We start from the raw sequence: 24830 nt of genomic DNA on the forward strand, positions 1-24830 counted from the left end.
CAGCGGGCAGAACAGCAGCATTACCGGGAACCGGCGATCAGGGACGGAGCGTGATCGTGCGCCCGGCTCCTGCGCGGCCCTTCGTGTCCACCCTGAGCCGCACCCCGTTGGAGACGTTGGTGACGTGTACGCCCTCCTGCCCGGTGACTGTGCCGCTCCACCGCCCGGTCAGCTCGACGACTCTGTTGCTCAATTCGGGCTCACGCGGTGAGCTCGTAGGCGAGGCGTTCGAGGCGACTGGTGCGTTGTCGGCCGAGAGGGCGGTCGGTCCAGTGGGCGTCGAGCCGGATGATGTTGATCGCGGTGGCGGAGAAGGCGTGCTGGAGGCGGACTTTCGGCAGGCCGCGGTAGCGGGCCCGGCGCAGGCCGGTGATATCCAGGGCCGGGCTTGGCAGGTTGTGCGGTGGGGCGTGAGATGATCTTCATGGAGATCGTTGTGGGGGGCCTGCTCGTGGACACGCCGCCGTCGTACAAGGGGTTCCGGTTCCCGCCCGAGGTGATCGCGCACGCGGTCTGGCTGTACCACCGTTTCCCGCTCTCCTTCCGAGACGTGGAGGAGCTGCTGTTCGAGCGCGGCATCCAGGTGTCCTGCGAGAGCATCCGGGCCTGGTGCGAGCGGTTCGGCCCGGAGTATGCCGCGCGGCAGCGCCGCCGGCAGCCCCGTCCGGGGGACCGGTGGCATCTGGACGAGGTGTTCATCAGGCATTATCAAGTTGGGGGGCGGGGTGCGATGATCTTGGTGGGGATCGTCGTGGGAGGGGCCTGGCCGTGGGGACCCTCCCCCTGAGTGGTGGACACCTTCGATCAGCCCCGGTGAGGGGCTGGCAGGAGGATCACTTATGGTGATGAAGGTCTATTCGCCCGAGTTCAAGGCCGACGCGGTCGCGCTGTACCACTCGGACCCCGACCTTACGATCGTGCAGGCCGCCCGCGATCTGGGGATCAACCCGGAGACGCTGCGGAACTGGATCCGCGCCGACCGCGCCCGCGCCGACAGCCCCACGAAGAACACGAAGGACACACCGGTGAGCAAGGCCACGAAGGAAGAACTGGAGGCCGAGTTAGCGGCCCTGCGCAAGGAGAACGCCGCCTTGCGGAAGGACAACGCGACCCTGGCCACGGAGCGGGACATCTTGCGTAAGGCGACGAAGTTTTTCGCCGCGGAGATGAGCTCTCGACTTTGCGGAGAATCGTGATCTTGAACAGATAGTGGCTTCCCTGTTCGGGTGAGCCCGCTGAGTGGCTTGCGGAACGTCAGGCTGAACGTGAAGAACCATCAGCGGTGTTGATCCAACCGCCTCGAAGCGAGGAAGTTGCCGCTGATGGTTCCGGGGATGACGTTACCGGCGTCGTTGCTGCTTGTTCTGCAGGTCACTCGTCCGTGTTTCACGAAGCATTCGTTCGAGACGTTCTGCCATCTGGTGGCCGGGATGGCCGCGCAGACGGGGCGGCGTACGGTCACCGGGATGCTGACGGGGGCGGGACTGTCGCGGCTGTGGCCGCACCGCAGGGCCCACGCCTTCTTCTCTGAGGCCTCGTGGGATCCCGACCAGCTCGGCCTGCGCCTGGCCCGAGCCGTGGTCGAAGCCCTGCTCCCAGCGGACGCGCCGATCCTGGCTGTCGTCGACGACACCCTGCTGCACCGGGTCGGCAGGAAGGTCTTCGGGGCGCTGTGGGCGCATGACGGCTCCGGGCGGGGCAAGGACAAGCTCGGGTTCGGCAACACCTGGGTCATCTGCGCGGTCGTGGTCCGCCTGCCCTTCCTCGCCAAGCCGGTCGCTGTGCCGGTGGCCGCCCGGCTGTGGCGGGGCAAGGCCACCGCCTCCCGCACCGACCTGGCCCTGGAGATGGTCCACGACCTGGCCGCGCTCTTCCCCGGCCGCACTCTCCACGTCACCGGCGACGCTGCCTACCACTCCGGCAAGGTCGCCGACCTGCCCCCGTCGGTCACCTTCACCACCCGACTCCCGCGCAACGCCGCCCTGTCCGCGCCGACCCCGCCCAAGACCAACAAGCGGGGACGGCCCCGCAAGAAGGGCAGGGCGCTGGGCTCACTGACCGCGATTGCCCAGACGGCGACATGGCGCCTTGCCGTCGTGGAGCGTTACGGGCGCATGGAGTTCGTGTGGATCACCGAGAGGGAATGCCTGTGGTACGGAGCCTTCAAGGACCTCCCGGTCCGCCTCGTCCTGATCCGCGACCTGAACTCGACCCGCCCGTACGACCTCGCTCTGATCAGCACCGACCTGGTCAGTCCCGCCGACGACCTCATTGAACGGTACGGCACGCGCTGGCCGATCGAATCGATCTTCGAGCACATGCGCCAGGATCTCGGCGTCGGCCAGGCCCGCAACCGCACCCGGCGCGCGGTGGAGCGCACCGTCCCCTTCGGCCTGGCCGTCTACACCATCGTCGTCCTCTGGTACGCCGCCCACGGGCACCACCCCGCCGACATCGCCGACCGGCGCGCACGACAGCCCTGGTACGCGACGAAGGCGACCCCGGCGTTCAGCGACATGGTGATCAAGCTTCGCCGGACGATCATCGCCGCCCGCCATATTCACAACCCTGCAGGTCAACCCGGTCCCGATGAAATCGCCGCGGTCATCCGCGCCTGGGAAGCAGCCGCGGCGTAGAGCCCGCCACCCCAAGATCACCATTCGCTACAAACACGAGATGAGCTGGTGAGTCGCTGCCAGTTCATCGAGGACCACCGCAAGACCTTCAAGGTCACGCGACTGTGCCAGGTGCTCGAAGTGGCCCGCTCCACCTACTACAAGTGGCGCGAGGCCCGCGCTGCCCGGGCCGAGCGCGAGCAGGCCGATGAGGTGCTGGCCGGCAAGATCCGCACCATCCACACCGACTCCGGCGGCACTTACGGCGCCCCGCGCATCACCGCCGAGCTGCGGGATACACACGGCATGGAGATCAATGAGAAGAGGGTCGCCCGCGTGATGCGCAAGTTCCGTATCGCCGGCTTCCGCCTGCGCAAGAAGGTACGTACGACTGTCCCCGAGCCGTCGGCCACGCCCGTTGCGGACCTGTTCCGACGCAACTTCTCGGCGCCCGCGCCAAACCAGAAGTACATGGGCGACATCACGTATCTGCCTGTCGGCGATGGCGAGCATCTGTATCTGGCGACCGTCATCGACTGTTTCTCCCGCCGCGTGGCGGGCTGGTCGATCGCCGACCACATGCGCACCGAGCTCGTCGCCGACGCACTCAGGATGGCCGCCGCCACCCGCGGCAGCCTCGAAGGCGCGGTCTTCCACAGCGATCACGGGGCGCAATACGGGTCGCGCCAATTCGCTGATCTCTGCGCTGAGCTGGGCGTGACCCAGTCCATGGGCGCGGTCGGAACGAGCGCGGACAACGCCGCCTGCGAGTCCTTCCACGCGTCCCTCAAACGGGAGATCCTCCAGGGCGCCCGGCGCTTCCACGGGGCCGAGGCCTGCCGGCGCACCGTGTTCCGCTGGCTGACGCGGTACAACACCTGGCGCCGCCACTCGGCGAACGGACAGCTCAGCCCCGTCGCCTACGAACAGCTGTCAGCTACCCTGACACTCGCCGCATAACGAAACGAACAGGTGTCCACCCCTCGGGGGGAAGGCCCATGCAGGCCCGGCTGGGGCCGTCCCACATCATCGAGGCCTCGAACCGGTCGGCGGTCCGTAAGGTCGTGGGTACCCTTCGGATCCCCGCGTTCGACTCGGGCCAGAGCTCTATGTCGATCTCGTAGCCGGCGAGTGTGATCGCGTCGACCGTCCGGGCATGATCCGGCCGGTTCGAGGGCGTCCACCGCCGAGCCGACCGACCCGGATGGGCATGAGGCGGGGGAGCCGAGCTCCTCCCGCGCACACCGCCGCTAGCTGCGACGACAGCAGAGCAAGCACGCCATCCCCGAGCCAAAAGGCCAGCGGGGCAACCGCAAGCGCCACGGGAGCCACGGCGTGCGGTCCACCGGATTCGACAAGACGATCTACGACACGAACGGGGCACCGTCCGCGCCTCGTAACCGGCTGGTGCCAGGGCCGACTGCAGCCCTCACCCGTTCGGCTCCCGTTCTCGTCACTCACAGGAAGGAGGTGGATCTGTATGACGATATTTCGATCAACCGACGATGGGTGAGTAAGGGGCATGAAACGGATCATCAAGCCCGTTGAGAGACAGGCCAAGCGCGGCGTCCTCCATCGGTTTGTGCAGTCGGTCGCATTAATCGGGGCTGCTGCGATCGTGGCGGCCATGGGGCCCCAGGTATCCAGCGCATCGGCGGCCATGCTGGATGCCGCTGTTCCGACGAGTTGTGAAACGGTTGACGAGCTTTCGGGCTATGCGCCGTTGTACGAGGTCAATGTGCCCAGGGCGGCGTTCTGGGAGGGCGGGCGGAATATTCCGTACACGGTGAACAGGTCGCTGAAGCTGAACGGTCAGCTGAGTACGGCGTATCTGGACCGAGTGGCTTACTGCCTGGACACGGTGACGGCCGAGGGTAGGCGGGAGTGGGCGTATGCCTCGTTCGATTCCTTCACCAACGATCCGCGCCTGTTGGCGGTGCCGACGACCACGGTCGCGCGCAAGGTGAAGGATCTCACCACGTGGGGCAGCAATGTGACCCATGTGCAGCGGGCTGAGGGCGGGTACATCGAGTTCTGGCCGGGCACCTACGGGACGGGTGTTTCGGCGCAAGCGCCCTCCGGTAACGGCGGTACCTACGACTTTTCCGACACCCCAGTCGGCACCACCACGGGTTACGGGTCGATGCAGGTACACAACACCGCCAACCGCGAAACAGTTTTCGCACTGAACGGCTGGAGCTACGGCAACGGCAGGTATCTGGACATCGGCACGGGCAATCAGCCGAGCGGACATCCGGACTGGACGTTCTCCCAGTCGGGCCGCTCGCTGGTCTCGGCGAAGCTGAAGGTGTATGTGAAGCCCGCCACTCCGAAGGCAGCCACCTGCGAGCAGACGGTCGGTGAACTGGCGGACTACCGTCTGCTGTACCACGCGCAGGTCCCCAAGACCGCGGCCGAGTGGGCGAACGGGGTGCCGTACAAGGTGGACAACTCGGAGTTGATCAGCACACCGATCTCCCGGGTTGCCTACTGCCTGGACGGCATGCATGGCACCACCCCCGCCTGGGGCTACGCCTCCATGGACACCTGGACCCAGGACCTGAAAGCCCTGGGCGTGCCGTGGTCCGGGGTCACCCAGCGGCGGGTGGCGGACCTGAGCGTACGAGGATCGGACGTACGCCCCTCCGACCACAGCAACGGATATCTGGAGATCTGGCCGAACCGATACGCAGCGGCGTTGCCGCCCAATCCCCCGGCCGGTGGCAGCGCCGGCACGTGGGACTTCGCCGACCAACCCAGTCCGGCCATCGGTCCGATCCCCGGCACCGGTGGCTATGGATCATTCCAGGTCCATGATCTGACCTATCGCCAGACCGTGCTGGCGGTGAACGGCTGGGCGCACACGCCACCGACCCGGGTCTCCGCAGGTATCGGCAACCGGCCCAGCGGCCAACCGGACTGGACGTTCGCGGAGAATGCCAACCGCTGGACCCAGCCACACTTGAAGGTGTACGTCAAACCGGCCGGCGTGGACATCACCACAGGCCCGACTAACGCCCAGCTCTACCCCCGCGACAGGGCCACGAACACCGCGACCGTCCACGTAGACGGCCACGTCACCGACCCTGAGATCACCGACGTGGAAATGAGGGTGTACCGCGAGGGCAGGCTGGTCACGACCCGGCGCGTACCGGCCACACCCGCATGGACGTTGGACGCCCCGATCACCGCCGAACGCGCCTCGTACACGGTCGAAGTGTGGGCAGATCGCCCCTCGGGCAGCACCCTCATCCGCCGCGCGAGCGACGTCGTCGCTGGTGACCTATTCATTATCCAAGGGCAGTCCAACGCTGTAGCCGCGTCCACCGACGGCGCCGGCACCGCTAGCTCGGCAGACCAGTCTCCTTGGGTCCGCACCTTCGGCTACAGCACCGCGGATCCCGTGCAGTCCGTCCACGACCGCAGCTGGTACCGGGCAACCGGCGAGGGATTCGAGGGTCGTCACACCCTCGTTCGCGGAGCGATCGGGCAGATCGGGGTACGGCTGGGACGCGATCTGGTCGACCGCACAGGTATCCCGGTTGCCATCATCAACGGCGCGGACGGCGGTAAACCATCGAGCTTCTTCCAGCGCTCCGACACCAACCCCACCAACCCGGCCACGAACTACGGCCGCCTGCTGGGCCGGCTCCGTGACGCCGGGCTGGCGGGCGCGGTGCGCGGTGTCATCTGGTACCAGGGCGAGTCGGACGCAGGTGTACCCGCACAGCACGATGCCAATGTACGAGCCCTCATGACCGACTGGCGCACCGACTTCACCAATATCGAACATTTCTACGTCGTGCAGATTCGCAGCGGCTGCGGGGGAACATCAGGTCTCGCCGTTCAAGAAGTGCAGCGCCGGTTCGCTGCCCTCCCCAATACGTCGGTGATGACGACCATGGGCCTGGACGGCCACGCCGGCTGCCACTATGTCTATCAACGCGGCTACCGCCAACTCGCCGACTGGCTCAGCCTGGGCATGCTCCGCGATCTCTACCACACCCCACCCGTGACCCCCGCTGACCCCCCGAATCCCCTGAACGCGTCCTGGGCGAACTCCGCGCGCACCAGCATCCGGGTCAACCTCACGGATGCCTCCCAAACCCTGCGCTGCGCCCCCGGAAGCAAGGCCGGCTTCGTCCTCTACGGCACCACAGCCAGGGTGGCCGACGTCCGCTGCGGCACCGGCTACTTCAACCTGGTCCTCAACGGCCCGGGTGTCGGCCTGACCACCATCGCCTACGCTGGTCACCGCGGTACCGCGACGAGCGACTCGACGCCGACCACAGCCTGGATCACCAACGCTTCCGACATGGGCCTGCTCGCCTTCGACCGACTGCCGGTCAGATGAGACGGCTCGAGGCGAATCCCCACGGTCATCGCACCCGGTGGGTACCTGTTCCCCCGAAGAGCTGAACCACGCGTTGGGGCCTGCCTCCGACGAGGAAGGAGGCGGCAGACCCCAACGCTCAGCCCAGGGACCTCCTGTTTCCCCCGGGCCTACATGTCAGAGGGAAAGGATCCTGCATTATGACGGTGACCGATCCAGAAGATGTGCGTGGCTGACCGGCGTAGCGTCCCGTTCGTCACCGACGGTGGTTTTCCTGCGCAGGGAAGGCGGCGGGGTGACCAAGACACCTTCATGTCATCGCAGCAGCAGAACGAAGTCGATCTGGCGCTGTGGCATCTGCTGGGTACCGCCGCTTTGGCTCCCCCTCCGGTCACAGCACAGACACGACGACCCACCGCCGGCGAAGAGAGCGGCAGAGGAGACATCGTCCGCCTCAAACGCCTTGCTGACTCCGACGATCTGGAACGCCTCAGCCTCCAGCGGACTCCAGGTCAAGGTCGAAGCCGTCGCAGGTACGGCGGAGTCGGGCCGGTACATCCGGAGCCTAGACTGCTCGACCATGGCGCAACGCGAGTTCCTGAGCTCTGCCTTCGATGCCGAGAGGCCCACCGACGGCGCCAACATCAAGACGCGCGAGGCATAGGCCTGTCCGGCGGATCAATGCCTGCGGCAGGTGAGTCCCGGGCAGTGATCCGCGGCACGCGACTGGGACAGCGCGTCAGGCCAGGGAGAACTTGGCAACGTACTCGTCGAAGGACTCGATGCCGACTTCTGCACGGAGTTCGTTCATGCGCTCGGGCTCCTCACAGGGCCACGGAATCGGTGCCCCGTCCTTCACACCGGCGATTTGAGTGCCGTAGACCTGCTTGCGGCCCTCATTGACCAACGTGCGGTCGCGCAGGAAAGCCAGCTCACGCGGGCCGGCCGAGCCTGCCGACACCGCCTGCTGCATCAGGCGGAGAGCGCGCCGCTGAATGTCGAGCTGCCGGTCGGCGTGCTGGGCGATCAGCCGTGCTGCGCGTGCGGCCTCCTCACCGACCAGTGCTGCCGTCGGCCAGCCGTAGGCGTCCATGATCTCGCCCGGCCGGTCACCGTGCCGGGCGGTCAGCCGCCGCCAGGCCAGTTGCTCGGCAGGGTCATCGCTGTTCGCGTGGACTGCGGACCGGTGATCGGCCGCAGCCATGCCCGCGAGCTCCACGGCCAGCGCGGCAACGTCGTGCGCCATTCTCAACTCCCAGGTTGAGTCAGTGTGCTGTGCCGGTCGCCTCCGAGCCTAAAGGAGCAAATCAGGCGTAAAGATCATTCCGGAGAACGGTGACAGGCACTTCCCCACACGGGGATAATGGATCTACTCCCGAAGCCAGAGCAGGATCGCTACCACGGTGGCCGGGCGCCAGCCGTGGCCGGTCGTCCGGTAGCAGGCCGCGCGCCACTCCCCCAGCTCGTCCGCGCGCCGGGCGTCGTACTTCTCCCCGGAATACACGGAGTCGACGGTCGGGGTGGACAACCCTCTGGCCAACGAGACGATTCCTTCGGGCACGGTCGCCCCCGCCCCGATGGCCGCCAACGTCAGTCGCACCTGCACGACTTCCACAACTACGCGGGCATCGCCCGCCCGGTCCGGCTGTGCAGCGCCCCGCCGACGTACGCCGATGACATCACCGTGGTCACGGGGCGGGACGGCACTGTCGACTTCCGCGTGGAGACGGCGGCCTGGCCCCCGACACGACCGGCGTCCGCGTGCGCGCCGTCGACGAGGCGGGCCGGACCGTGGCGGAGGCACAGGGAGCCGAGGGCACCTTCCGCATCGAGGAATGTCACGCTGTGGCAGCCCGGCGCCGCCTACCTGTACGACCTCGTGGTGGAACTGGTCGCGCGCGAGGGCCAGTTGGACGACAGCTACGCCCAGCCCTTCGGCATGCGCACCGTCGAAGGGCGGGGCACCGAGCTCCTCATCAACGGCGAACCGTTCTACTTCACCGGTTTCGGCAAACACGAGGACTCACCCGTTCAGGAGATCGGTCGCGGCCGCTCTCACCGAGCACCTCCAGCACATCCGCGCACCCAGCTTCGACGCAAAGGACCTCAGAGGCGTCCCACAACCACGTACTCGTCCTCCACGGAGCGGGAGACATCAACAAGACGACCCTGCCCCGAACGCTGGAGGCGGTGCTCACCGAAGATGCAATCGAGTAGGAAACTCCAGGCTGGGCTCCACCAGTACGAGAAGGGTGTTGCCTGGTCGCGGACTTCGGCGAGCTGCGGTCGACGCGCAGCCGCCGCACCATTCACTCCGACAGTCGGGCACCCCGAGGGCCACTGCCCACCCTGCAAGCCCAGCAGTACGCCCAGGCGCGCACAGCCCAAGTGCCTGTTAAATTCCGTTTATGTCATTTGGCGCACTGATAGGTCGTTGCTGCTGTAAGGGGTGCCATGGATGAGAACAGGAAGCCGCCGCCCTCGCCGGGGCACGCGGCCGGGTCTGCGAGCGCTGGTGGTTTGGCCGCTGCGTTACTGGGGATCGCGGTTCCGCTGCCTGCCTCGGCAGCCCCTTCCGGCACGATGAGCCTGAACCAGCCGGCGGTGAGCATGCCGCGTATTCGAGGCCCAGGGCAGCCTGACGCGACGCGAGCTTGCAACGGCGATCGTCCCCTCGGACGAGGATGATCAGGCTGCCATCGCGGGCCGTTGCTGACGGATGCGTTTCCTCTTCCGTTCCATCGGGTTGCACCCGGCCAGGCGCTGTGTTCCACGGCTAGTGGACCGACAGTACGTCAGCTGCGGGATGCATATCTTCAACAGAAATGAGATCTGTCATGAAAGTTGTTTTAGAGGGCCACTCCGACGTGAAGCGGAAGACCTTCCCCAAAATGCTGGTCACTTTTATGGTGGCCGCCTTGCATTGCAGCGCCCTGAGCACTTACGCATACGCAAAGCAGCCCGATCCGGGCTACGACGTAGTTCTCCTGGCCGGACAATCCAACATGGTCGGCTGGGGCACTGGCCGGGATAATCCGGCGGATGCGGCCGTCCATCCGCGAGTATTCCAGTGGCATCCGAATCGGGGAATTATCCCCGCGCGTGACCCCCTCGTACATCAAGGTCCGTCAAACCGTATCGGAATGGGGATCACTTTTGGAAAAGCATTCGCCCAGTCACTGCCGAGCAATCGGAAAGTGCTGCTGGTTGGTGCGGCCTGGGGTGGAACCAGTGTCATCTCTGGGCTTTGGAAGCCGGGTGGAAAGCTCTTCAATGGTGCTGTCGCGCGGGCGAATTCAGCCATGGCTGCCGCCGGCCCTGGGGCAAGATTTGCTGGAATCCTGTGGCACCAGGGAGAGAGTGATGTGATCAATGGTGGAGCGCCTACTTATGAGGCAAGCTTGAACGACATTATCTGGACCTTCCGTTCATCAATCACCGGCGCCAGCGCCCGAACTCCATTCATTGCCGGTGAATTCGCCAGAACTTGGATCTCAAGCCTGAATGGTACAAGGCTTGACGCGGCGCGCACCATCCTGGACGTCTTCCATACGCTCCCTCAACGCGTTCCCCACACATCGTGGGTGAGCAGCGCAGGACTGCGCTCCAATGCGACCGAAGCGGTCCACTTCAGTGCATTATCGCAACGCGCTTTGGGGCGACGATACGCCCACGCTTTGATCGACCTCACCTGGTGCAGCATCACCGACGCGGAATCAACGACGAAGGAGCGCGGCACCACGAACGACACCGCGGACTACGGCAGGGTACGGGGCACCATCAGGGCCATGAGGTAGGCGGGTTCTTGTGCGCGCTCGCCGGTGGGGAGGTGGTAGGTGGTATGGATGGCTGTGTCGAATTCGGTCAGGACGGTGAACTGCCGGGCTCCCAGGAGGGTAAAGACTTCGTGGCGGTCGATACTGCCGGGGCGTACCCCGGTGGCGAGGACGCGGGTGAGTGCGGGTGGGGCGCCGTAGCGTTCGACGAGATCACCGACCTGGGCGGCACTGCCTCGTACGACGACGTGCAGCAGCACTTCGCTAGCCGCCCGGCTGAGCGGATTACCGCCAGGAAAGATCGGCGGGACGTCGACCGGCGTGAAGGCAGTGCAGCGCCGCGTCGGCCCGGCCAGCGCAGGCCCGTCGCTTCAACGTGACAAGCACGCTTGGCTCCACCGCATCGATCAGATGATGGTGGAAGGGCTGGCGCGGAACTTCGCCCTCGCCGATGCTCGCCCTGAACTGCTGCGTGGTGCAGGGCCTGGACCGATCACCTGACAGGGCGACGCCACCAGCAGAAGAACGTCTCGCCTGGTCCGGCACTGAGCTGGACCGGCACGCCGGTCAGGGCGTGCCGACGTCGATCGTCTCCTCGAGCTGCGGCACGGTGAAGTCCCGGAGCGAGTAGTTCGGCCCGGGATCGCCTGGCGTGCCGAACTCGCCGGACAGCAGCATGAAGTCTCCAGCTGTCAGTACGTCTGCACGCACCCCTTCAGCTCCGCCGGGTACGGAGGACCGACATCCACGACTTGTTCCTCCACCTTGCCTGCTGCCTCGTCGTCCACCGACAACTCGGCTCCTTTCGTTGGCCATTGTTAGTGGCTGTGTCAGATCCGCTGATCTCTGACGTTGCGTAACCGTCGTGTGGGTTGTGCTTGTTCCGTTGCGGCTGGGTGAGTTGAGCGACGCTTGTTACCCGCCCTGTCGGGTTTTCACAAGTGCGCAATGTCAATCCCCTCGTTGTGTGGAGAGTTTCTAGGCGGCCAGCTCCAGGGCGGAGCCGGTCCGATGCATATGTTCGTAGTCGATCGGGCTGTGGTACTCGCATACGCTGTGTAGTCGGCGGGTGTTGTAGAAGCCGGTGATCCACGTGGCGATCTTCAGCCGGGCCTCGGTACGGGTGTCGAAGGTGTGCCGGTAGATGTATTCGACCTTGAGGACGCTGTTGAATGCCTCGCTGACGGCGTTGTCGAAACATGAGCCGACGCGTCCCATGGACTGGGTCACGCCGAGACGGCGGCAGACCCGCTTGAACCGGCGGGAGACGTACTCGCTGCCCCTGTCGCTGTGAAAGATCACGCCTTTCACGTCGCCTCCGCGGGTGGCTGCGGCCATGTGCAGTGAGGCCACGACGAGTTCGGCATCGTGGCGAGCGCCCATCGCGTAACCGAGCAGGCGGCGTGAGAACAGGTCGATCACCGTGGCCAGGTAGAGCTTGCCCTCACCCGTGACGATCTCGGTCATGTCGCCGCACCAGACTTGGTCCGGGGCATCCGCGCTGAAGTCGCGGCGCACGAAGTCCGGCGCCGCGGCCCGCCTACCGGGGCGGGTGAGCCCGCGACGCCGGCGTACCTTCCGTCCGGCCAGGCCCAGCTCGGCCATGGTCTTCGCGACGGTGTTCACCGAGACGCGCCATCCCTGCCTGACGAGCGTGATCCACACCTTCGGGGAGCCGTAGGTGCCGCCCGAGGCGTCGAAGACGCGCCGGACGGCCTCGGCCAGCTGTCCGCGCCGCACTTCGCGGGCGGTGACAGGCCTGTCCTTCCACTTGTAGAACCACGACTCGCTCACGCCCAGCACCCGGCAGGACGTGGTGTGCGGAATGTTCTTCTCGGCCTTGCAGTCGCTGATCACCCCGGCCAGCCGGGCCGGGTCCGCGGCAGCTACTTCACCCACAAGGCCATGCACTGTTTGAAGACGTCACGTTCCATCTCCAGCTCGCGGATGCGCTTGTTCTTCTCGTTCATCTCCCGGCGCAGCCGCTCCAGCTCAGCGCGTTCACCCTCCCGCAGCCGGCCGCCCGAGGCGGCGGGCGCGGGCCGGTCGGAGGAGGCCGAGCCGTTCCTCCTCCAGCGTGAGACCCAGCTGTGCAGCGTCCCCGGATGCACTCCGAGATCCTCGGCGACCTCCGGGATCGGCTTGCCCGTCTCGATCACGATGCGTACAGCACCTTCACGGAACTCGGCGTCGTACTTCTGTTGCTTGGACCCCATGAACCTCAACTTCCCCTGGTATCACGGACTCCACGCTATGAGGGGAACCTCACAACCTTTCAACGTGTGCACGCATCCCGGGCCGAAGTCCTCTTCCTGTGTTCGTCATGCCTCCAGTGCACTGAGGGGTGTGGTGTCCGCGGCTGGTGTGGCGACGATTACTGTGCACAACTAGCGGTGGTTTGTTGACGGCGGGTTCGTCCGGGAGTAGGCCGTGAAGGTGAAGGCGGTAACTACGGTCTGGGGGAGCCCGAGATGACGAAGAGGCTGCCGTGTACGCCCGCTCCAGGTCCGTTGGAAGCGTACGCTGCCCGGTTCGATGACCTCTTCTCCACGCTGGCTCAGCGCCGGGGGTTTCGCGAGTACCTGGCCGGGCTGCTGCTGCCGCGGGACCGGAACAAGACACTCACCTGCCTGGCCGGTACGGAACCCGTGGTCGGTGCCCAGCACGCGGCAGCCCAGCGGCTGCAGTTCTTCCTGTCCGAGTCGACCTGGGACCGGGAAGTGGTCAACGCCCGCCGCCTGGAGCTGTTGCTGGCCGATGCGGCCACTGCCCCGCACCCGGGCGGGGTACTGGTCGTCGACGACTCCGGTGACCGCAAGGACGGTCATGCGACCGCGCACGTGGGCAAGCAGTACCTGGGCTCGGTCGGGAAGATCGACCGCGGTGTGGTCACCGTGACCACGTGCTGGGCGGACGAGCGGGTCTACTACCCGCTGCACGCCGTCCCCTACACCCCCGCCCACCACTTCCCGCGCCGCAAGAGTGATCCCGCATTCCGTACGAAGCTGCAGATCGGGGCCCTCCTGGCCCGTCAGGCCGCAGAAGCAGGGGTGTCCTTCCGGGCGGTAGCAGCCGACTGTGCCTACGGCGACCACGACAGCTTCCGCCGTGAACTGTCCGACGCCCACTTGCCATTCGTGATGGCCCTCAAACGAGGCCACGGCAGCTGGCAGTACAAAGATGCCTTCCGGCCCGTCGATGCCGCCCGCGAGCTGGCCTGGCGGGGTCCCGAGCAGCCCGGTGACTGGCAGCCGGTCACCCGCGCTTTCCGCGACGGCCGCACCACCACCTGGTGGGCCGCCGACGCCCAGCTGGGCTGGTGGGGGCCCAACGGCGCGATCCGGCTGGTCGTGGCCACCACCGACCCGGCCACCCTGCCCGAGAACGCCACCTGGTACTTGGCCACCAACCTGCCCCGCCCCGGCTCACCCCGCGAGCAGCACAGCCGGCACCCGGCCGCTGACCTCACCGAAGTCGTGCGGATCTACGGGCTGCGGCACTGGGTCGAACAGAGCTACAAACAGGTCAAGGACGAACTCGGCTGGGCCGACTTCCAGGTCCGCTCCGACACCGCCATCCGCCGCCACCAGACCCTCGTGAACTGTGCGTTCAGCTTCTGCTGGAACACCTGGTTCACCCCCGACCCACCTCCGCCCGCCCTGGCCGGCCCGCCATCCGCTCCCGACGCACTGTCAGGACCGGCAGAGAGGGGGAGAACCCGCGTCCCAGCAGCACCGACCGGCCTGCTGGCCCCAGGCACTACGGGCCGTCCGTGGCTGGCTGACGCCCTGGGCCACGCTGCAACGCTACTGGCGGGCATGGTCACCCAAACCCCCGCCCGCAGCACTCCAGGAGCTGATCAACACCGTCGGCTCCGGCAGACCTCTTGACCTCTACTGCCCGAGCTAACAAACCACCGCTAGGGGAGCAAATGGTGACAGTTGGGCAGGGATCTACGCCGAGGCTCGACTGTCCGTTCTCAGCAGACATGGACACCCATGCTGCTGAAGAAGCTGACGAGCGCATTCTTCTGTCCCGGGTTCGACATAATTCGGCGGCCTAGAGAGCCGAAAGTGGGGCCTGACCTGGGGGAACATGGTTGTGGCCGCCTGGAGGGCGTGTCTCTAGGCGGTGGGGTTGTGGCTGGTCAGCGTGGTGCGGGCTGAAGGCCGGCGATCTGCTTGGGGGTGGGGATCTGCAGCTTGGTGAGGAGGTCCTGCTGGGGCTTGGTGGGGGTGGTGACCTGCTGGAACGTGCCGGTGGGGCCGGTGAAGGTGCCCAGGTGGAGGCGGTCGAGTTCGCGGCGGATCCTGGGCCAGGTGTCGCCGGTGGTGGTCTCGGCGATGCGGATGAGCAGGAGGGCGAGCCAGCACAGCAGGACGTGGGCGCGGATGCGTTCTTCGAGGCGGTGGTAGACGGGCCGCAGGTCGATGACCTGCTTCATGTCGCGCCAGCCGCGTTCGACTTCCAGGAGGGCCTTGTAGCCGCGCGCGATGTCCTCGGCGGAGAGCTTGGGGTCGGAGGATCGCAGAAGGTACTTGCCGTCGAGGTTCTCCTCGGTCTTGATCCTGGCCTGGTCGATGCGGAGCTTGCCGGCGGGGGTGGTGCGCAGGTAGCGGTTCAGGCCGGGCTTGGCGGCGATCTTGCCGCGCAGTTCGCCGCGCTTGAAGTCGCTGAGCTTGTCGGTGTCGGCGATCAGCTCTTGGAGTTGGGCGACGAGTTGCTCGCGCATGTGCTGGTCGCGGTCGGCGGCTTCGGGGTTGTGGCAGATGACGAACCGTTCGGTGTCGCTGATCCGTACCTCCTTGACGCGCATGTGGCCGGTGATGTCCTGGTAGCGGCCCTGCCGGGACAGGGCCTGCTTGACCTCGGGGGATGTGGTGCGGAGCTTCTCGCCGATGATGTAGGCGTCGGTGCCGCTGCGCAGGTAGCGGCGGTTGCGGTCAGATGAGAAGCCGCGGTCGGCGACCCACACGATCTTGGAGAGGGTCCAGTCGCGCATGTCGTCCTTGACCTGCCGGATCAGGGTCTGGTCCGAGGCATTTCCGGGCCAGGACCAGACGCGGACCGGGATGCCGTCGCGGGTGACCGCCAGGCCGATCACGATCTGGGGCAGGTCGTCGCGGGAGTCCTTCGACTTGCCGTGCGTGCGGAACCCGGCCGGCTTGGCCGCGTCCCCGACGTCCTGGCCCTCGTCGCCGGCGTCGTCCCGGCGGTGGCCCTTCTCGTCGCGGGCGACGGACTCGTCGGGTTCCTCGAGTTCGAAGTAGGTGCTGGTGGTGTCGAAGAACAGCAGGTCCACTTCCAGGTTCAGCAGGTTCGCGACCTCGTCGAAGACCTGCTTCTCCAGGTCGTCCTTGACCTCGTGGAGCCAGTCCATCGCCCGGTAGCAGGACTGCTCGCCGGCCTCGGGCAGCGAGTCGATGTGCACGTCGTGGGTGATCCACTCGGCGGCGGCGAGCTTCGAGGACGGGGCCAGCGCGCGGTTGGCGACCAGCGCGAACAACACCCGCTCGGTCGCGGACATGTCCCGGGGCCGCCCCCGCTTGGGCTGCCCGACCCCGGACACGATCTGGTCGATCTTCAGTCGGTGCCACAGGTGGTCCAGGACGTAGGCCCCGCCGAACGGGACCGAGCCGGTGAACTCCAGCCCCGGCGTGGTGCCCGCTTCCAGGGCCTCGCCGGGCTCCAGCAGCCGCGACAAGGACGCGACCAGCCGCCGGATCGCGTCGCGGTCCAACTCGTCCTCCCGGCCGAAGGTGAACAGCACCTTCGGCACGGCCCGGCCCTTGACCGGGTCCCACTCGTTGTGGGCCAGGTGCAGGTACCGCACCGTCCCGGACTTGTTCTCCCGCTTGGTCGTCCTCACATACACGACTCCAGACCATACGGGACAAGGCCAGGCCAGTACAGGAAAACCAGAGAAATCGTGTCTCTAGGCACTTTCGCGTGCAACTCCAGCCCACGCGCCCTTGACCAGCAGTTTCACCCTGCCGCCGCCTCCAGAACCCCCGAATTACGTCGAACCCGGGTCTGTGGGCAGACAGGCTTGGAATCCTTCGAGGCCAGCGGGCGGAGCTGGCACAATTCAAGCTCGGCACGTTCGCCGCTCTGACCCACCCGGGTTTTGCCAGCAGTGATCACCTGTTCTTCGCGGCCAAGAACATCACGGCTCTGTTCAGCATCGACGATCATTACTGTGACGAAGAGATAGAAGGCGCCCTGCCCGAAGTTGCTGCCGTACGGCTTGCCGGCCTGCTGCCCTACCTGGAGGAGCCACAGTCAGTGGCGCCGTATCAGTTCAATGAGCCAACCCGTGAGGCTGGATCTCCGGTTGCCTGCGCGGTGAGGGATGCTCTGCATCATGCCAACGTTCTTGGTACGCCCGCGCAGGTCGGCCGTCTCCGACGTGAGTACGTGGCCATGTGTCTGGCCATGGCAGGGGAGAGCTCTTACAGAGTGGCACAGCGAACGCCGACGCTGTGGGAATACCTCGCCCAGCGGCCATTCAACGGAGCGATGGCGTGTCTGGCGGCTATCGACGTTGCAGAAGGATACGAACTCAGCGCACGGGATTATGACCGCCCCGACGTAAGAGCCCTGACCCTCCTCGCGTCCTCGTTGATTCTTCACGTCAACGACCTCTACTCAAGCCATAAAGAGTCTGTCTCGCGGGCCCGGACAACCAGTCTCCCGACCTTGTTCTGCACTGAGTTGGGTCGGACTACGGAAGAAGCGGTCAGCGAGGTCGTGCGTCTCCATAATCAGCAGATGCAGATCTACCTGGCGAGGGAAGAGGAGATCGCTGCTTACGCGTCGCCGGAGCTGTCCCGCTATCTCACTGGGCTGCGTGGATGGATCGGGGGGAGCCTTCAATGGCACGCCATGACTGGGCGCTATCACAAGCGGGAAGGCCGGCCCTCCCCTTCAGGGTTTTTGCCTGCACGGTGAAGACAGCTCTTGAAGGAGCTGAGACGGCCGTGATGACGTCCCGTAAGCGACCGTCCTCCGAGGTGCCGTTCGCAGCGAACCCAAAGGCGGCCCGAAAGGTGATCACGAGCCCTTGGAGGTGGCGGCGCGCCGCCTGATCGCAGCTCCCGGCCGGTCCGGCGACTGCCTGTCGTCGCTCTCGGTCATTAAGTCCATCAGAGCCCCGGTCCCCCGTGGCACGCCGGGAGATCGGCCAGTTCCTGATGACGCGGCGCGCTGGCCAAAAGGACTGGCCCGGCGTGTAGACGAACAGCTGCTGTGACCACCCTCTGCCGGACGAACGACTACACCCTTGGGTCAATCGGCGCCTGGTCGACGAACTGGGCACCACCGCCCTGCGCATGGACAGCATCCTGCCCGCCATCTGGTGCGGGAGGGCGGAAGCGTAGGTAGGAGCGGTTGCGTCGGGGGGGAGTCGATGCAGCGAGGGATCAGGAACATTCGCTGGTAGAACCCGTCGAAGGCGGTTCCGACGGTGTCGCCGATATGGCCGAACCCGGCTGGCAATCCTGGCCCTGGACCGGCTCAAGCGAATCGGCATGCAGATCCTCGGCCGATGCCCGGGGCCTGTGTGGACGCATCGGCCCTGGCCGCCCCGCACGCCCAGCCGTGCACCCAGGCGCGTGCAGACCAAGCGCCTGTTAAGTTCCGTTTATGGCATTTGGTGCACTGTTAGGTCTCTACTGCTGTAAGAGGTGTCAGGGATGAGAACAGGAAGCCGCCGCCCTCACCGGGGCACCCGGACGGGTCTGCGAGCGCTGGTGGTCCTGGCCGCCGTGTTACTGGGAATGACGGTTCCGCTGCCTGCCTCGGCAGACCCTTCCAACGCGATGAGACTGAACCGGCTCGACTATCAGGCGAACCAGCAGATCACCGTCACCTACACCACGACCCGGTCCAGCTCCCGCAACTGGGTCGGCATCTACGCCGATCCCGGCAACGGCCCGGTCAACGACCAGTACCTCGGCGGCTCGCTGAACTGGAAGTACGCTCCCGGCGCCTCCGGCCGGATCTCCATCCCGGCCTCCGGCCTCAGAGCCGGCGCCTACGTGGCCTACTACCTCCACAACAACGGCTACACCTGGCTGGCGAACCCGGTGAAGTTCCGCATCACGAACGCCGCACGGACACCCACCGGCTCGATGAGCCTGGACCGGTTCGACCACCCGGCCGGCACCCCGGTATCGGTCACCTACCGCACCAGCCGGCCCACCCCCCGCAACTGGGTGGGCATCTTCACCGATCCCGGCAACGGCCCGGTCAACGACCGGTTCGTCGGGCGCGCGACCAAGTGGGCATACGCCGCAGGCTCCTCCGGCCGCCTGACGATCCCGACCGACGGCCTCAGCCCAGGCCACTACGTCGCGTACTACCTCTACAACGACGGCTACCGCCGAATGGCCAGCCCCCTAAAATTCCGCATCCTGCCCTCCACCGCGGCCACCACACTGAAAGTGATGTCCTTCAACACCAAGGGTGCCGCCACCCGGGTAACCGACGGTCCCACCAAAGCCACCAAGTTCATCGCTTCCAGCGGCGCGGACGTGGTGGCCCTACAGGAAACCGAGGGGTACTTCGCCAGGAACCTGGCACGAACCCTGGGCTGGTACTACCACCAAGGCACCCGCAGCGTTGGGATCATCAGCAGGTACGCCATCACACAGACCTTCGGCCCGATGCTGGACGATTCGGGAATCGGGGTCCGGCTCAGCCTGGGCGCCGGCAAAGAAGCCGTGGTGTGGTCGGTCCACCTGCACGCTGGAAACTACGGACCGTACAACGCTTGCTTCAAGGGCATGACGCCGGCCCAGATCGAGGACATCGAGCGCAATTCCTCGCGTCGGGTCATGCAGATCAATGAACCGCCCCGGGTTCCATAGAGATCTCAGACTGTGGTTGTGACCTGGGGTTTCGTGAGTTCCGTGTAGTAGTTGGCTTCGTATTCGACGGGCGGGACGTGGCCTATCTCACCGTGGAGTCTTCGGTGGTTGTACCAGTCGGCCCACTCGGCGGTGGCCAACTCGACCTGGGAGAGCGTCTTCCAGGGCCGCTGGGGCTTGATCAACTCGGTCTTGAACAGGCCGATCGTGGACTCCATCAGGGCGTTGTCGTACGCGTCACCGACGGATCCGATGCTCGCCGCGATGCCGGCGGCGTCCAGGAGGGTTATTCACGGGCTTGGGTTCTTGATCAGCAAGACGGCCCTGCTCGGTAGCCTGGCGTTTGCGACGACGTCAGTTTTCCACCGGGGCAGGGCCGTTGAGCTGGAACGTTACGACAGGGCTGGAAGCGGATCAACTGGAGGCCTTGGTGGTCCGGGTCCACACGATGCTGGTGGAGGACCCCGATCCGCCCGTGGTGCCGGGACCGATGTGGGCGCTGGGAGGTTGTCAATTCCTTTGTGTATGTAGAGGTGTGTGGCCTTGCTGGTCGGGCCTGCGGGTTGGCTACAACACTGTTGCGTTTGTCGGAGACGTCGCAGGTCAAGGGGTTGAAATGAGACAACGGGACGCCTGAGGATCAACGATCGGCGAAGAAAGTCGATCAAGGTCAGGAGTCCCGTTGCGGGAGAAGTCTGTCATCACGCGCACGATTGAGGCTGCCGGGGGTGTGTACGCGCCTGGGCATCTGGGTGAGTTGACACAGATTGTGGACTTCGCGCTGGTGGACGCGGTGCTGGAGGAGACCGGGACGCGTGAGCGCAGGGTGCGGCTGTTGCCGTCGCGGGTGGTGGTGTACTTCGTCCTGGCGCTGGCCCTGTTCGAGCAGGACTCCTACCGGGGTGTCTGGGGCAAGCTGGTGGCCGGCCTGGAGGGCTTGTCCCTGGTACGCCCTGCCGTGTCCTCGCTGTCGAGGGCGCGGCGGCGGATAGGGGCCGCGCCGCTGCGGCGTCTGTTGGAGACGCTGGCCGGGCCGGTCGCCTACCGCGGCCAGGTCGGCGTGTTCTACCGCGGGTTACGCACGGTGGCCGTGGACGGCACCTTGCTGCACGTGCCCGATGACGAGGCTGTCACCTGGCGCTATCCCAAACGCAGCGGGGAGAGTATGGAGTTCGGCTACCCGTTGCTGCGGCTGCTGGTTGTGGTCGAGTGCGGCACCCGCGCCATTCTGGCGGCTGCCTTCGGCCCCGAATCCGATGGCGAACTCGCCTATGCCGGCCGCCTGCTGGGTGTCCTGGACCGCTCCATGCTGCTGCTGGCCGATGCCGCCTTCGACGCAACTGCGTTCCTGCGCGACGTGAAGACCAGCGGCGCGCAGTTCCTCATCCGTTCCTCAGCCCGCCGGGTGCCCACCCCCTTCCGGCACCTGGGCGACGGCTCCTATCTGGCCCGGCTCGGCTACGGCGTCCTGCCCGTACTCCTGGAGGTGCGGGTCATCGAGGCTCAGGTCACCGTGAGCCTGGCCGACGGAACGGTCCGCTGTGAGCAGTGGCGGCTGCTCACCAGTCTGCTCGACCCCATCCGCTATCCGGCCGACGAGCTGGTACGGCTCTACCATGATCGGGAGGCTTATTCACGGGGTCACCAGCCGTTCTTGTAGAAGGCGAGGGCGGTGACGGTCTTGGCGACGAGGGGGAACCGGGTGAGAGGGCCGCGATAGCGAGTGGCGAGGACCTTCCAGTCCTTCAGATGTGCGATCGCTCGTTCGACGGCGGCGCGGAGCTTGCCGATGCTCTGGTTGAACACCTTGTCTTTGACGGGGCGTTCCTGACCGGGTGGCTTGCGGCGGGCGGTGAGCATGCCGGAGCCGACATAGCCCAGATCCCCCATGCTCTCCCGGTCGGCGAAGGCTTTGGGAAAGTGGGACTGGCGCCAGGCGTACATGTCGTGCCGACTGCCGGGTACCGGCGCGGAGACGGCGAGCAGGTCCCCGCTGAGAGTGGCGGCGACCTGCAGGTTGAAGCCTGTGTCACGATGCTTGCCGGAGAACATCGTGGTGCCCTCGCTCGCCCAGTCCCACGTGGTGACCAGGGTCCCGTCGACCAGGACGATCCTGCCGTGTGAGGCGTCGGCGGGGTCGGGCACATGCTCGGCCAGGGCCGTCTCCACCACCGGGAGCAGCGTGGTCCACCGGCGCGAGACGGTGGCCTGGGAGATGTGGAACAGTTCCGCCGCCGCTTGCTGGACGGGGTTCTGCCGCAGCAGGAACAACACCAGGAGGCCTATTCACGGGGTTTCACCAGCCCTTTTTGTAGAAGGTGAGGGCGGTGACGGTTTTGGCGACGAGGGGGAACTTGGCCAGGGGGCCGCGGTAGCGGGTCGCGAGGATCTTCCAGTCCTTCAGGTGTGCGATCGCTCGCTCAATGGCGGCGCGGAGGCTGCTGATGCTCCGGTTGTAGATCTTGGCGCCAGTGGGGCGTTGCTGACCAGGTGGTTTGCGTCTCGCGGTGAGCATGCCGGAACCCACGTACCCAAGATCGCCCATGCTCTGCCGTTCTGCGAAGGTCTCCGGGAAGTGGGACTGGCGCCAGGCGTACATGTCGTGGCGGGAGCCCGGGACAGGCTCGGACACCGCGAGCAGGTCTCCGGACAGCGTGGCGGCGATCTGCAGGTTGAAGCCTGTGTCACGATGCTTGCCGGAGAACATAGCGGTGCCTTCGCTCGCCCAGTCCCACGTGGTGACCAGGGTCCCGTCGATGAGCACGATCCGGCCGGCTGAGGCTTCCACAGGATCAGGGACATGCCCGGCGAGGGCCTTCTCCACCACCGGAAGCAGCCCCGTCCACCGCCGGGAAACAGTGGCCTGGCTGACACCGAACAGTTCCGCCGCCGCTTCCTGGACGGGGTTCTGCCGCAGGAGGAACAGCACCAGGACCACCGACCGGTACAGGCCCAGCGACCACATCCGCGCCGGAGACACCGCAGGATCCGGGTCCTCCACGAGCGCCTGATGGACCCGCACCACCAGCCCGTCCAGTTGATCCTTGTCTAACCCTGCCGTAACGTTCCAGCTCAACGGCCCTGCCCCAGTTCACTTCTGACGTTTTCGCAGACACCAGACTACCGAGCAGGGCCGTCCTGATGATCAAGAAATCCGGGCCGCACCACCCCGTGAATAAGCCTCACGGGGCCATGCGCAAGTTCAGACCCCAAGGTGCTGAAGGCACCGGCAACGCGGGGCGGTTCAGGGCGCTGCAATTTGCATCACTGTGAGTCCGGTGGTTGAGGTCAGCCCATCGGGGGTGAGGCACGCGCCCAGCTGATTGTCGTTAGAGATGAGTAGCGTCTTCTGGACTGCGGCTTCATCGTAGCGACCCTGGTCACGGTGCCAGAGAAGACCGCCGCTGTCCCTTCGGGGACACGGACCACAGCTGCTGTCGTGTAGGTGATGTCGGAGAAGGCAGGGGCACCTCCGTTGAGTTCGTCCTCCGTGTCGCGCCACCTGACGGTTTCGCTGTATGCGCTGGGCAGCGCGACCGCTGGTGCACGTGGCGTTGGAAAGAGTGGCTTCTGCCTCGATGTCGGCCTCGACGGGTACGCCGTTGGCGACGCAGGAGTATGTGGTGAAGCCGGAGGCGGTGACTGTATGCGGCTGAAGGGTCAGGCCTGGGTCGTAATTGAGGGTGAGCGTGCCCTCACAGGTGACCGCCGTCGCAGCGGCTGCCGGTGTTGCAGTGAGGGTGGCCAAAGAGCATGAAAGCAATGTGGCCGCTGCTGCACACACGAACGCTCGCATTTAGTGCATGGCATCCTTTCCTGACCCGTTGATGGCTGACATTCTCTAGGCCTGGGTGCGGGACGCTCTTGAAACCCCTGGTCAAATCCCGTTCCGACGGCAGCCAGCTAATGAGTAGTGGCACGGCAGTAGCGGCTCGCTGCAATGTCCGGCTCGGGGGACCGACGCAGCCCGGGTTGCACCCAGCCGGTTCGGCACCCGCCCCAGCCCAATGAGGATGGTACGCGGACCGTTCATCCCGAAGAGGACAAGAAAGGGCGTACCTCGAGGAATTGAAGCGCACCAAGGGCGCACGAGAGGGCACTGCCAGACTACGGCCCGCCAGGAACACGGTCGGTTCAACATTGGCGTCGAGGAGCTCTCGCACGCGAAGGCCCCCAACCTGCTCAGCCGAAACCGGCCCCATCTGGCGCCTCGGATCAGTGGATCTCAGTCACACGATCTCCCTTGCCGACGGGCAGGACCACCCGGCCCCGCCACCGTCATCGGATACGCACATACACAATCTTCCGGACACACGGGCTTTCACAAGTGCGCAAAGTCACGCAGTGTGCACGGTTTCGGTGATTGTGCCCTCTGCTACCGAGCGGGGCCGACGCGATTCACTGGCTGTCTTACCCGCCTGTGCTTCTTCCCATCCCCGGGTGGCCGGGCTGAGGAGTGCATCCGGCCATGTCCGCCCGGGCCCTGGGTGAAGGGAATCTACTGTCATGGCCGGAACGCCCAATGCGCTCACCAGGGGTGTGCGTCTTGATGACATCGCCGGACCCGAGGATCTACGTGCTCTGCCAGCGCAGGATGTGCCCGAGTTAGCGGGGGAGGTCCGCCGGTTCCTGGTCTCGAAGGTGTGTGCGTTGGGTGGGCATTTGGGGCCGAATCTGGGTGTGGTGGAGCTGACGCTGGCGCTGCACCGGGTGTTCGACTCGCCCCGAGACACCTTGGTCTTTGATACGAGTCATGAGGCGTATGTGCACAAGCTGCTCACGGGCCGTGGCAAGGACTTCGAGCGGCTGCGTCAGGCAGGTCGCCTGTCGGGTTATCCGTCGCGGGCGGAGTCGGTTCATGACGTGGTGGAGAACTCGCATGCTTCGACCGCCCTGGCCTGGTCGAAGACATGATCACCGTGCGGCATGAGAATGCCCTAACCACCCTGGACACCGCCCCCATCAACCCTGCCGCCAAGGACGCGCTGGGCCGCCTCTCCGACTCTGCGGTAGGGAGGAACGCATGAACCCCTCCTCCACCACCCGTCGCGGTGCCCTGCTCGCCCCCCGCGGGGCATGCGCCGGCGGTGACCGAGAGATCCCGCGGTCGAGAAGGCGCTGGAGCAGTACGGGGCTCCGGTCCGGGTCCGACACGAGATCGTCCAGGAACTGCAATGCCACAGGACAGGAGCACTGGGACCATGACTGCCAGGTCAGTGGAACACGATGTACGACG

23 protein-coding genes and 4 pseudogenes are annotated in these 24830 nt (G+C 66.0%); 14 read left to right on the top strand and 13 right to left on the bottom strand.

Annotated elements, in window-relative coordinates:
• Window positions 1-37 precede the first annotated feature (37 nt).
• Together ABIE67_RS45390 and ABIE67_RS45395 are read right to left on the bottom strand one after the other, a co-directional pair.
• Window positions 38-193 (bottom strand): hypothetical protein, encoded by a 156-nt coding sequence (locus ABIE67_RS45390; RefSeq protein ID WP_370267823.1) that lies wholly within the window; start codon window positions 191-193, stop codon window positions 38-40.
• A 7-nt stretch (window positions 194-200) separates the two neighbouring features.
• Window positions 201-395 carry a transposase gene (locus tag ABIE67_RS45395; protein ID WP_370269602.1) on the bottom strand — a complete coding sequence of 65 codons (195 nt, stop codon included), beginning with the start codon at window positions 393-395 and terminating at the stop codon, window positions 201-203.
• A gap of 29 nt (window positions 396-424) precedes the next feature.
• Here ABIE67_RS45395 and ABIE67_RS45400 point away from each other — a divergent pair.
• From ABIE67_RS45400 to ABIE67_RS45420, 5 genes and pseudogenes are all read left to right on the top strand, one after another.
• Window positions 425-703 (top strand): annotated as a pseudogene (locus ABIE67_RS45400) (IS6 family transposase); the annotation flags it as partial.
• Window positions 704-839: 136 nt separating this feature from the next.
• Complete coding sequence (locus ABIE67_RS45405) at window positions 840-1196, top strand: transposase (RefSeq protein WP_370267825.1); 357 nt, start codon at window positions 840-842, stop codon at window positions 1194-1196.
• Between the two features lie 138 nt (window positions 1197-1334).
• Window positions 1335-2636, top strand: coding sequence for a transposase (locus ABIE67_RS45410; protein WP_370251558.1), 1302 nt, complete (start codon window positions 1335-1337; stop codon window positions 2634-2636).
• Window positions 2637-2672: 36 nt separating this feature from the next.
• Window positions 2673-3575, top strand: a pseudogene (locus ABIE67_RS45415) (IS3 family transposase); the annotation flags it as partial.
• A gap of 562 nt (window positions 3576-4137) precedes the next feature.
• Window positions 4138-6969 (top strand): sialate O-acetylesterase, encoded by a 2832-nt coding sequence (locus tag ABIE67_RS45420; protein ID WP_370267827.1) that lies wholly within the window; start codon window positions 4138-4140, stop codon window positions 6967-6969.
• Window positions 6970-7687: 718 nt separating this feature from the next.
• On the opposite strand, the gene ABIE67_RS45425 is transcribed toward ABIE67_RS45420, so the two are convergent.
• The 3 genes from ABIE67_RS45425 to ABIE67_RS45435 form a co-directional block, all read right to left on the bottom strand.
• Entirely contained in the window at window positions 7688-8194 is a 507-nt protein-coding gene (locus tag ABIE67_RS45425) for a DUF6624 domain-containing protein (RefSeq protein ID WP_370267829.1), read from the bottom strand.
• A 123-nt stretch (window positions 8195-8317) separates the two neighbouring features.
• Window positions 8318-8548: a hypothetical protein gene (locus ABIE67_RS45430; protein WP_370267831.1), complete on the bottom strand. Its 231-nt coding sequence runs from the start codon at window positions 8546-8548 to the stop codon at window positions 8318-8320.
• A gap of 17 nt (window positions 8549-8565) precedes the next feature.
• Window positions 8566-8790, bottom strand: coding sequence for a hypothetical protein (locus ABIE67_RS45435; RefSeq protein WP_370267833.1), 225 nt, complete (start codon window positions 8788-8790; stop codon window positions 8566-8568).
• Between the two features lie 40 nt (window positions 8791-8830).
• On the opposite strand from ABIE67_RS45435, the gene ABIE67_RS45440 reads away from it, so the two are divergent.
• Window positions 8831-9394 carry a hypothetical protein gene (locus tag ABIE67_RS45440; protein WP_370267836.1) on the top strand — a complete coding sequence of 188 codons (564 nt, stop codon included), beginning with the start codon at window positions 8831-8833 and terminating at the stop codon, window positions 9392-9394.
• A gap of 391 nt (window positions 9395-9785) precedes the next feature.
• The gene (locus tag ABIE67_RS45445; RefSeq protein WP_370267838.1) at window positions 9786-10745 is read left to right on the top strand and encodes a sialate O-acetylesterase; all 960 of its coding nucleotides are present in this window, start codon (window positions 9786-9788) and stop codon (window positions 10743-10745) included.
• On the opposite strand, the gene ABIE67_RS45450 is transcribed toward ABIE67_RS45445, so the two are convergent.
• Complete coding sequence (locus tag ABIE67_RS45450) at window positions 10706-10984, bottom strand: hypothetical protein (RefSeq protein ID WP_370267840.1); 279 nt, start codon at window positions 10982-10984, stop codon at window positions 10706-10708. The genes ABIE67_RS45445 and ABIE67_RS45450 overlap by 40 nt on opposite strands.
• 61 nt (window positions 10985-11045) lie before the next feature.
• On the opposite strand from ABIE67_RS45450, the gene ABIE67_RS45455 reads away from it, so the two are divergent.
• On the top strand, window positions 11046-11225 hold the full coding sequence (locus ABIE67_RS45455; protein WP_370267842.1) for a hypothetical protein: 180 nt from the start codon (window positions 11046-11048) through the stop codon (window positions 11223-11225).
• Between the two features lie 477 nt (window positions 11226-11702).
• Here ABIE67_RS45455 and ABIE67_RS45460 read toward each other — a convergent pair whose 3' ends face one another.
• Together ABIE67_RS45460 and ABIE67_RS45465 are read right to left on the bottom strand one after the other, a co-directional pair.
• A complete protein-coding gene (locus tag ABIE67_RS45460) occupies window positions 11703-12623 on the bottom strand; it encodes an IS3 family transposase (RefSeq protein ID WP_370267844.1) in 921 nt (306 codons plus the stop codon).
• Entirely contained in the window at window positions 12611-12940 is a 330-nt protein-coding gene (locus tag ABIE67_RS45465) for a transposase (protein WP_370252162.1), read from the bottom strand. Before ABIE67_RS45465 ends, ABIE67_RS45460 begins: the two co-directional genes overlap by 13 nt.
• Window positions 12941-13234: 294 nt before the next feature.
• Between ABIE67_RS45465 and ABIE67_RS45470 the strand changes: the two genes are divergently transcribed.
• Window positions 13235-14614, top strand: coding sequence for an IS701 family transposase (locus ABIE67_RS45470; protein WP_370267846.1), 1380 nt, complete (start codon window positions 13235-13237; stop codon window positions 14612-14614).
• Window positions 14615-14871: 257 nt separating this feature from the next.
• Here ABIE67_RS45470 and ABIE67_RS45475 read toward each other — a convergent pair whose 3' ends face one another.
• The gene (locus ABIE67_RS45475) at window positions 14872-16593 is read right to left on the bottom strand and encodes an IS1634 family transposase (RefSeq protein ID WP_370267848.1); all 1722 of its coding nucleotides are present in this window, start codon (window positions 16591-16593) and stop codon (window positions 14872-14874) included.
• 116 nt (window positions 16594-16709) lie between these two features.
• Entirely contained in the window at window positions 16710-16919 is a 210-nt protein-coding gene (locus tag ABIE67_RS45480) for a hypothetical protein (RefSeq protein WP_370267850.1), read from the bottom strand.
• Between the two features lie 15 nt (window positions 16920-16934).
• On the opposite strand from ABIE67_RS45480, the gene ABIE67_RS45485 reads away from it, so the two are divergent.
• Entirely contained in the window at window positions 16935-17675 is a 741-nt protein-coding gene (locus ABIE67_RS45485) for a terpene synthase (RefSeq protein WP_370269605.1), read from the top strand.
• 800 nt (window positions 17676-18475) lie between these two features.
• A complete protein-coding gene (locus tag ABIE67_RS45490) occupies window positions 18476-19594 on the top strand; it encodes an endonuclease/exonuclease/phosphatase family protein (protein WP_370267855.1) in 1119 nt (372 codons plus the stop codon).
• Between the two features lie 5 nt (window positions 19595-19599).
• Here ABIE67_RS45490 and ABIE67_RS45495 read toward each other — a convergent pair whose 3' ends face one another.
• Window positions 19600-19884 carry an integrase core domain-containing protein gene (locus ABIE67_RS45495; protein ID WP_370269608.1) on the bottom strand — a complete coding sequence of 95 codons (285 nt, stop codon included), beginning with the start codon at window positions 19882-19884 and terminating at the stop codon, window positions 19600-19602.
• Window positions 19885-20324: 440 nt separating this feature from the next.
• On the opposite strand from ABIE67_RS45495, the gene ABIE67_RS45500 reads away from it, so the two are divergent.
• On the top strand, window positions 20325-21254 hold the full coding sequence (locus tag ABIE67_RS45500) for an IS4 family transposase (RefSeq protein ID WP_370269610.1): 930 nt from the start codon (window positions 20325-20327) through the stop codon (window positions 21252-21254).
• Here the strand turns inward: ABIE67_RS45500 and ABIE67_RS45505 are convergent.
• Together ABIE67_RS45505 and ABIE67_RS45510 are read right to left on the bottom strand one after the other, a co-directional pair.
• Window positions 21236-21868 carry a transposase family protein gene (locus tag ABIE67_RS45505; RefSeq protein WP_370267857.1) on the bottom strand — a complete coding sequence of 211 codons (633 nt, stop codon included), beginning with the start codon at window positions 21866-21868 and terminating at the stop codon, window positions 21236-21238. The two genes, ABIE67_RS45500 and ABIE67_RS45505, sit on opposite strands and share 19 nt — an antisense overlap.
• A gap of 22 nt (window positions 21869-21890) precedes the next feature.
• Window positions 21891-22670 (bottom strand): transposase family protein, encoded by a 780-nt coding sequence (locus ABIE67_RS45510; RefSeq protein WP_370252055.1) that lies wholly within the window; start codon window positions 22668-22670, stop codon window positions 21891-21893.
• A gap of 1430 nt (window positions 22671-24100) precedes the next feature.
• Here ABIE67_RS45510 and ABIE67_RS45515 point away from each other — a divergent pair.
• Together ABIE67_RS45515 and ABIE67_RS45520 are read left to right on the top strand one after the other, a co-directional pair.
• Window positions 24101-24499, top strand: a pseudogene (locus ABIE67_RS45515) (1-deoxy-D-xylulose-5-phosphate synthase N-terminal domain-containing protein); the annotation flags it as partial.
• Between the two features lie 118 nt (window positions 24500-24617).
• Window positions 24618-24757: pseudogene (locus ABIE67_RS45520) on the top strand (4-hydroxy-3-methylbut-2-enyl diphosphate reductase); the annotation flags it as partial.
• Window positions 24758-24830: the final 73 nt, after the last annotated feature.

It is taken from the genome of Streptomyces sp. V4I8 (assembly GCF_041261225.1).
Lineage (GTDB): Bacteria > Actinomycetota > Actinomycetes > Streptomycetales > Streptomycetaceae > Streptomyces.

What these genes read in the sequence shown, in the direction of transcription:
- ABIE67_RS45480 (WP_370267850.1), bottom strand. Translation starts at nt 16,919, where the DNA reads ATGATCGTCGATGCTGAACAGAGCCGTGATGTTCTTGGCCGCGAAGAA.
- ABIE67_RS45420 (WP_370267827.1), top strand. Translation starts at nt 4,138, where the DNA reads ATGAAACGGATCATCAAGCCCGTTGAGAGACAGGCCAAGCGCGGCGTC.
- ABIE67_RS45405 (WP_370267825.1), top strand. Translation starts at nt 840, where the DNA reads ATGGTGATGAAGGTCTATTCGCCCGAGTTCAAGGCCGACGCGGTCGCG.
- ABIE67_RS45410 (WP_370251558.1), top strand. Translation starts at nt 1,335, where the DNA reads ATGACGTTACCGGCGTCGTTGCTGCTTGTTCTGCAGGTCACTCGTCCG.
- ABIE67_RS45465 (WP_370252162.1), bottom strand. Translation starts at nt 12,940, where the DNA reads ATGGGGTCCAAGCAACAGAAGTACGACGCCGAGTTCCGTGAAGGTGCT.
- ABIE67_RS45425 (WP_370267829.1), bottom strand. Translation starts at nt 8,194, where the DNA reads ATGGCGCACGACGTTGCCGCGCTGGCCGTGGAGCTCGCGGGCATGGCT.
- ABIE67_RS45445 (WP_370267838.1), top strand. Translation starts at nt 9,786, where the DNA reads ATGAAAGTTGTTTTAGAGGGCCACTCCGACGTGAAGCGGAAGACCTTC.